Below are 6437 nucleotides of genomic sequence, written 5' to 3' on the forward strand. Positions count from 1 at the left end.
CTATTCATAATGTCAGGATTAGTGTAAAATAATATTGTTAAGAGGGAATGCAAATGAATATGTCTAAAAAGAAAGATTTTATTATTAATTTTATATTTTATGGAATCCTTTTGGGACTCTTATATATTGGCTTTAAGTATATTGCCCCTATTTTGATTCCGTTTATGATCGGTTTTCTGATATCTTATTTTATCCAGCGGCCTGTCCGCTATCTTCATAGAAAGCTGCAAATCAATAAAAAAATTCTTTCCATTACCTTACTGCTTCTTTTTTATGTGCTGATCAGCTTTTTGCTTTTTCTATTATGTGTCAATGGTTATTCATGGATCATGAGCCTAACAAATGAATTACCAAAATTTTATGAATATGTTGTTCAGCCGACGATCGATAATCTGATTCAGGAAATATTATTATTAACTGAAAATATGCCTCCAGAGTTTAAGAGTGCTCTTGATGAGCTTACAAGATTGATGCTGGACAGCTCAAAACAGCTTCTGGGAACCATATCTAATTTTATCGTCCAGTATCTTGCCAATGCCGTAAAAGGAATTCCCGGACTGTTTATTTCATTCGTCATGACGATCATCTCATCATTCTTCTTCATCATCGACTATGATAAGATCATTCAGTATATCTTGTCACATTTAAATGATACGGCTCGAACATTTTTATCTGATACCCAATATTTCTTAAAAAACAAGTTATGGGTCATCATCAAAGCCTATGCTAAGATCATGACATTGACCTTTGTTGAACTGTCTATTGGTTTAAGTCTGATAGGTACGGAGCATCCGATTTTAATAGCACTTGCCATCAGTATCTTTGACATCCTGCCGGTCTTAGGTACCGGAGGTATCATGATTCCTTGGAGCCTGATATGTCTTATTCAAGGAAATATCGCAATGGGCGTGAAGCTTTTGATCGTATATGTAATCATCACTGTGATCAGAAATATCATTGAACCTAAGATCGTGGGTGCTGAGCTGGGCATCCACCCATTGGCAACTTTGATGGCGATGTTAGTTGGTGGTCAGTTGTTCGGCATCATCGGATTATTTGGCTTCCCGATCCTGCTTTCATTCATTCTATTCAAAAAAGAACAAAATAATCAAAAAAATAAAAATATCTCTGTATGATTTATACAAAGATATTTTTTTTAGAGAAATCATTTTTCTCGATTTAAAGGTTTTCCAGTCTTTTGATCATCTCTTCCATGGCATTAACATCGCTTCCCTGATAAATGATGAAGGCCTCCATCAAAATTTTTTCAATCTGTTTTTTATTTTCATTTTGAGAAATCTGCACCTTTTTTTGAAGCAATTCTTTTAACCGATTTTTTGCCTGGAACAGATGATGCTCCTGCATGACCTCATCAAGCAGATCCTTCAATGTCCATGAAAGGTTATGAGGTGTTGATGCTATAAAAATTGCATTGATTCCTTTTGATTTCAAGCTGTCAGTAATTTCATTCATCTTATCTTCTTCATAGTCAAACATATATACAAAAGAATTTGACAATGACATCTCGGTTTCTTCCTGATTACTTTGAAGCACCAGATCTTTCATTTTAGTATGCAGATCCTGATCTGAAAGATAGGAATAGTCAAGCTTTAAATCATGGATCATTTCCTTGGAAATATTTGCGATAAGACATTTACTCATATTTTTTCTCCTCATCATAAGTATCTAAAAAATGATAACTCTTTTCTTTATCAAAATAAGATATAATTTGTCCGATATTTACATTTGCTGAACTTTTAAAAATATTCTTTTCCACATACGGATTGACTTCATGAAGCTGTGCGATCAGATCCTTGATCTCCTTACGTTTAGAAAAATGTTCAACTTCATCATCCTCGGTAAATTTACAGGCACATCGTATAAAAGAAAGATCATTATGCTTGCACCAACGCAAGACATCCGCTTCCCGGATCAGATAAAGCGGTCGTATAAGCTCCATTCCCTCATAGTTATCTGAGTGCAGCTTTGGCATCATGGTCTGATATTGTCCTGCATAAAACATGCCCATCAAGATCGTTTCGATCACATCATCAAAATGATGACCAAGAGCAATCTTATTACAACCGTTTTCCTGAGCGATACGATACAGATGACCTCTTCTCATCCTTGCGCAGATAAAGCAGGGATTTTTCTGCAAGGTCGTGACATAACTGAAAATTCTGGCAGGAAAGATCTCAATAGGTATTTCCAATTTCTTTGCATTCTCAATGATCTTATTACGATTTGCTTCATTATAACCGGGATCCATTACGATATATTTCACATCAAAATCAATTTTTCCATGACGTTTCAGCTCCTGAAACAGCTTTGCCATCAGCATGCTGTCCTTGCCGCCACTGATACAACAAGCAATGACATCCCCTTCTTGTATCATATCATATTCACTGATAGCTCGTACAAAACGGGCCCATAATTCTTTACGATAAGTTTTTACGATACTTCTTTCTGCTTCGTTCCATGCTCTCATGCCTGTTATTTTATCAGACTTTACAAGTAAATGCCACTATAAAAACCAGTAAATGTTTTTTGCCATGGCCTATTAATTAGTAAGACCTGTTTCATATGAATATGACAATTTATCTGTTATGTCGAGATCAGAAAGTATCACTTGATCAATTTTTTAAAATTATCCTATATGATTTTATGGTCAAAATAATCTAAAAGAAAAGACGGATATCCGTCTTATTCCTTTGCTATGTCGCAAATACGCTGAATATGTAAGCCCAAATAGCCAATTTCAATTCTAGGGATCGTATGGTGCAGCTGGCTTCCGATTTTGATCAGAATGGTTTCCGCAGTTTCATAGGCCAATGGAAAATGTGTCTGTACATATTCATCCATATCTAAATTTAATTTTTCATTGGTCCTGATCCTTGCCAGCATATATTTTATATGAGTTAATAACCGGCTATAAGCTAATGACTGCATATTGATGGAAGTATTCAGCTTTTCTTCGATCATCTTGATACTTTCTTGTACGATTATGGCCACCTTCATGCTTTCATCTACTTTCTCATGAGTAGCGGCACTATGCAGATGCAAGGTAATATATCCGATTTCATCCTCGTTGATCTCATAGCCCAGTCTATTTTGAATGATTGCTTTTGAGATACTGGCAGCTTCATATTCATCCGGATTCAACATACGTATTTCATTGGTAAACGGATTAGAAATTACCAGTCCATTTTTTATTCTCTCAACAGCAAAAGCAATATGATCACTTAAAGGTAATAGAATGTTATGATCAAGACTTCCCAGTTTTTCACTGGCATGCTTGAGAATCTGATGAGCAATTTCCAAAAAAGCCGGATCAATTTTTTCAATAATTTCTCTACCGCCTCTTTCTGCTTCACCTTGAAGCTGATAAAGAGCTTCAAAAGAGGTATTGGCAATCTGATCCTCCACCTTTTTTCCAAAACCGATCCCTCGATCCAATATCAGATACTCTTTATGATCCTCTGCGACAAGAATTGCATTATGATTTAAAATTCGAATAATCTTAAACATTCTATTCCTCCTAAACTAGGATAAGCGAATGATTTCTTCCTTTGCCTGTACATCTCCAAGCTTCAAAAGTTCAAGATGCTGCTGATCTGAAAGATTTGTAAATACCATGACAGATGCACTGCTTTTCGCATGTTCCTGAATATATTTTAAATCAAAAGAAAGCAGTTTGTCACCTTTTTTGATTTCCTGTTCAGCTTCGCAATGCAATTTAAACCCTTCTCCATTCAACTTAACCGTATCGATTCCAATATGAAGCAAAAGCTCGACTCCTTCTTTGCTTTCAATACCAATGGCGTGCCTGGTCGGAAAGATCATCTTAACGACACCGTCACAAGGTGCATAGACATTTCCATCATTAGGAAAAATGACCACACCATCACCCATCATCTTGGCCGCAAATGTTTCATCCGGAGCTTCCGTGATCAGCTTCAATTCACCACTGAGTGGTGAAACGAATACATCTTTCACATCACTCACCTTTTTTTCTTCAATGACCTCAAACTCTTCATGAGTTGATGGATGATGAAGATAATCTTCAAGATTCGATTTGATGACCGTTACTTTTGGACCATAAATGATCTGTACACCTTTACCTTTAAAGATCACACCTGCTGCCCCGCTTTGCTTCAAGATATCTTCACTTACTTTAGATGCATCAAAAACAGTTGTTCTTAAACGAGTGGCACAGCAGTCAATATCCGAAATATTATCAGTGCCTCCTAATCCCTTTACGATCAATGCACTTACTGAATTACCGCTTCCTTCTTTTTTCGCATTTACATCCGCACGAGTATATAGCTTTGTTTCTTCATTATCATCTTCACGACCCGGCGTCTTCAGATTCATCTTTTTAATAAAGAAGGTAAATACCAGATAATAAACGATAAAGTAAACAATCCCTACGATAACGACCCAATACCAGTTTGTTTTCGCATTTCCCTGTAAGATTCCAAAAAGCGAAAGATCGATTAAACCTCCTGAGAATGTCATACCAACACCCACTTTGAAAATATGCATCAGCATATATGCAAGACCTGCAAAGATACAATGAATGACATATAGAAGCGGAGCTACGAACAAGAATGTGAATTCAAGCGGTTCAGTAATTCCTGTCAGCATGGACGTTAAAGCGGCTGAAATCAACAAACCACCGGCAATTTTCCTCTTTTCCGGTTTAGCACAGCGATACATCGCAAGCGCTGCACCCGGCAGACCAAAGATCATCAACGGGAATTTACCGGCCATAAAACGTGTTGCTTCCGTATTAAATACCGTCGTTGTCGGACATCCCAATTCCGCAAAGAAAATATTCTGGGCACCTTCTACGATCGTACCGCACACATTCGCCATACCGCCAACAGCAGTCTGCCAGAATGGCATATAGAAAACATGATGCAGACCAAAAGGTATCAGGGCTCTCTCCATAAGACCATACAGGAATGTTCCCCCATATCCGGAATTACGCACCAGCTCGCCAACGGCATAGATCCCATTCTGAATCGTCGGCCAAATATAAAACATGATAATACCGACAATCAGATAAACAACGGAACAAACAATCGGCACAAAACGAGTTCCGCCAAAGAAAGAAAGTACCTGCGGCAATTCGATCTTATAAAATTTATTATGTAGATAGGCAACCCCTAAACCAACAATGATACCGCCAAAGACACCCATCTGTAATGACTGGATACCTACGACATTCGTGATCGAACCATCCGGTAAGCTCTCCGCAATACCTGTAACACTTATCATCGCACTGATTGCGGTATGCATCACAAAGAAAGCAATCGCACCTGCCAAAGCAGCAACTTCCTTTTCTTTCTTTGCCATACCGATGGCAACGCCCATCGCAAACAGAATCGGTAAATTTGCGAAAATGATATCACCACACTTATTTAAGACCGTCAAAATCGCATACATAAAGGTTCCTTCACCTAAGATAGAAGTTAATCCATAGGCTTCCACCATCGTTGGATTCGTAAATGATCCACCGATACCTAAAAATAGTCCGGCTACCGGAAGTATCGCAATCGGCAGCATAAAGCTTCGTCCTACACGCTGCAGGACCTCAAAAATCTTGTCTTTCATCTTTCCCTCTCTTTCCGTTTTCTTTAGAAAATAAAAAGGCACTAACTAAAGAAAACTATCCATATAAGACAATTTCATAGTTAATGCCTGCATCACCAGTAACACTCTACGCCACTATATTAACCTAGAAAGCGCTTTCTGTCAACATAAAGATGAAATTTTTTTTATAAAGGTGACTATGATACAAATAATGAAAAAATAATTATTTTATTTTTTTGGGAAAATGATATTTTCATAGATATAGAACAGTAGTGTCATGAAAGGAAAACTGGGAACAACAGCAGATTTTGTTTGGAAGAATTACAGTTGGCCAATTACTCAACCCAAACTATACATCCGACCTTGTTTCCATAGACATCAGGTATGTATCATATACATCCTCTCTTCATTTCCTTCTTCATCTTTCACCATGCATAAAAATTGATAACCGCATCTTTCGTAAAAAGAAGTATGATCCGTAACTAAATATAATTTCTCATATCCCATCTTACCGGCTTCTTTTCTTATATATTCCAACAAATTTCTCGCAATATTTTTTCTTTGATACTCTTTTTCGACATAAAGTGCACATAGATTCGGTGTAAGATCAGGATGATCATGAAAATCATTTTGAATGATCCCTGCCCCTGCCACTATTCGATTCTGTTCATTCAAAACAAGATACCATTGGGGTATCCCGTTTTTACGTTCGATGCACGCATTCATGCTTTGTAAATAGACCTCATAAGGAATCTGCCACTTCTGTGAGAACCAGGAAGCTGCTTTTTCTATATATTGAGGATCATCACAAAGACGAATCATTTTTATCATCGTATCAT

General features: G+C 37.2%; 6 protein-coding genes. 1 reads left to right on the forward strand and 5 read right to left on the reverse strand.

The features are described from left to right. Positions 1–53 precede the first annotated feature (53 nt). On the forward strand, positions 54–1136 hold the full coding sequence (gene ytvI, locus ACZYT3_RS11335) for a sporulation integral membrane protein YtvI (RefSeq protein WP_294561574.1): 1083 nt from the start codon (positions 54–56) through the stop codon (positions 1134–1136). A gap of 43 nt (positions 1137–1179) precedes the next feature. Here ytvI and ACZYT3_RS11340 read toward each other — a convergent pair whose 3' ends face one another. From ACZYT3_RS11340 to ACZYT3_RS11360, 5 genes are all read right to left on the reverse strand, one after another. Beyond that, positions 1180–1662, reverse strand: a complete 483-nt coding sequence (locus ACZYT3_RS11340) for a DUF3783 domain-containing protein (protein ID WP_464088731.1) — start codon at positions 1660–1662, stop codon at positions 1180–1182. Beyond that, complete coding sequence (locus ACZYT3_RS11345) at positions 1655–2488, reverse strand: tRNA 2-thiocytidine biosynthesis TtcA family protein (RefSeq protein ID WP_294561576.1); 834 nt, start codon at positions 2486–2488, stop codon at positions 1655–1657. The genes ACZYT3_RS11340 and ACZYT3_RS11345 overlap by 8 nt, the downstream gene beginning before the upstream one ends. A 215-nt stretch (positions 2489–2703) precedes the next feature. Further along, positions 2704–3528, reverse strand: coding sequence for a PRD domain-containing protein (locus ACZYT3_RS11350; protein ID WP_464088732.1), 825 nt, complete (start codon positions 3526–3528; stop codon positions 2704–2706). Between the two features lie 15 nt (positions 3529–3543). Beyond that, a complete protein-coding gene (locus ACZYT3_RS11355) occupies positions 3544–5619 on the reverse strand; it encodes a PTS sugar transporter subunit IIABC (protein ID WP_464088733.1) in 2076 nt (691 codons plus the stop codon). A gap of 357 nt (positions 5620–5976) precedes the next feature. After that, positions 5977–6437 (reverse strand): GNAT family N-acetyltransferase (locus ACZYT3_RS11360; RefSeq protein ID WP_464088734.1); only part of this gene is annotated, 461 nt, incomplete at its 5' end.

Source organism: Traorella sp. mt218 (genome assembly GCF_055420025.1).

Coding starts and splice junctions, on each gene's coding strand:
- ytvI (WP_294561574.1), top strand. CDS start 54: ATGAATATGTCTAAAAAGAAAGATTTTATTATTAATTTTATATTTTAT.
- ACZYT3_RS11340 (WP_464088731.1), bottom strand. CDS start 1,662: ATGAGTAAATGTCTTATCGCAAATATTTCCAAGGAAATGATCCATGAT.
- ACZYT3_RS11355 (WP_464088733.1), bottom strand. CDS start 5,619: ATGAAAGACAAGATTTTTGAGGTCCTGCAGCGTGTAGGACGAAGCTTT.
- ACZYT3_RS11345 (WP_294561576.1), bottom strand. CDS start 2,488: ATGAGAGCATGGAACGAAGCAGAAAGAAGTATCGTAAAAACTTATCGT.
- ACZYT3_RS11350 (WP_464088732.1), bottom strand. CDS start 3,528: ATGTTTAAGATTATTCGAATTTTAAATCATAATGCAATTCTTGTCGCA.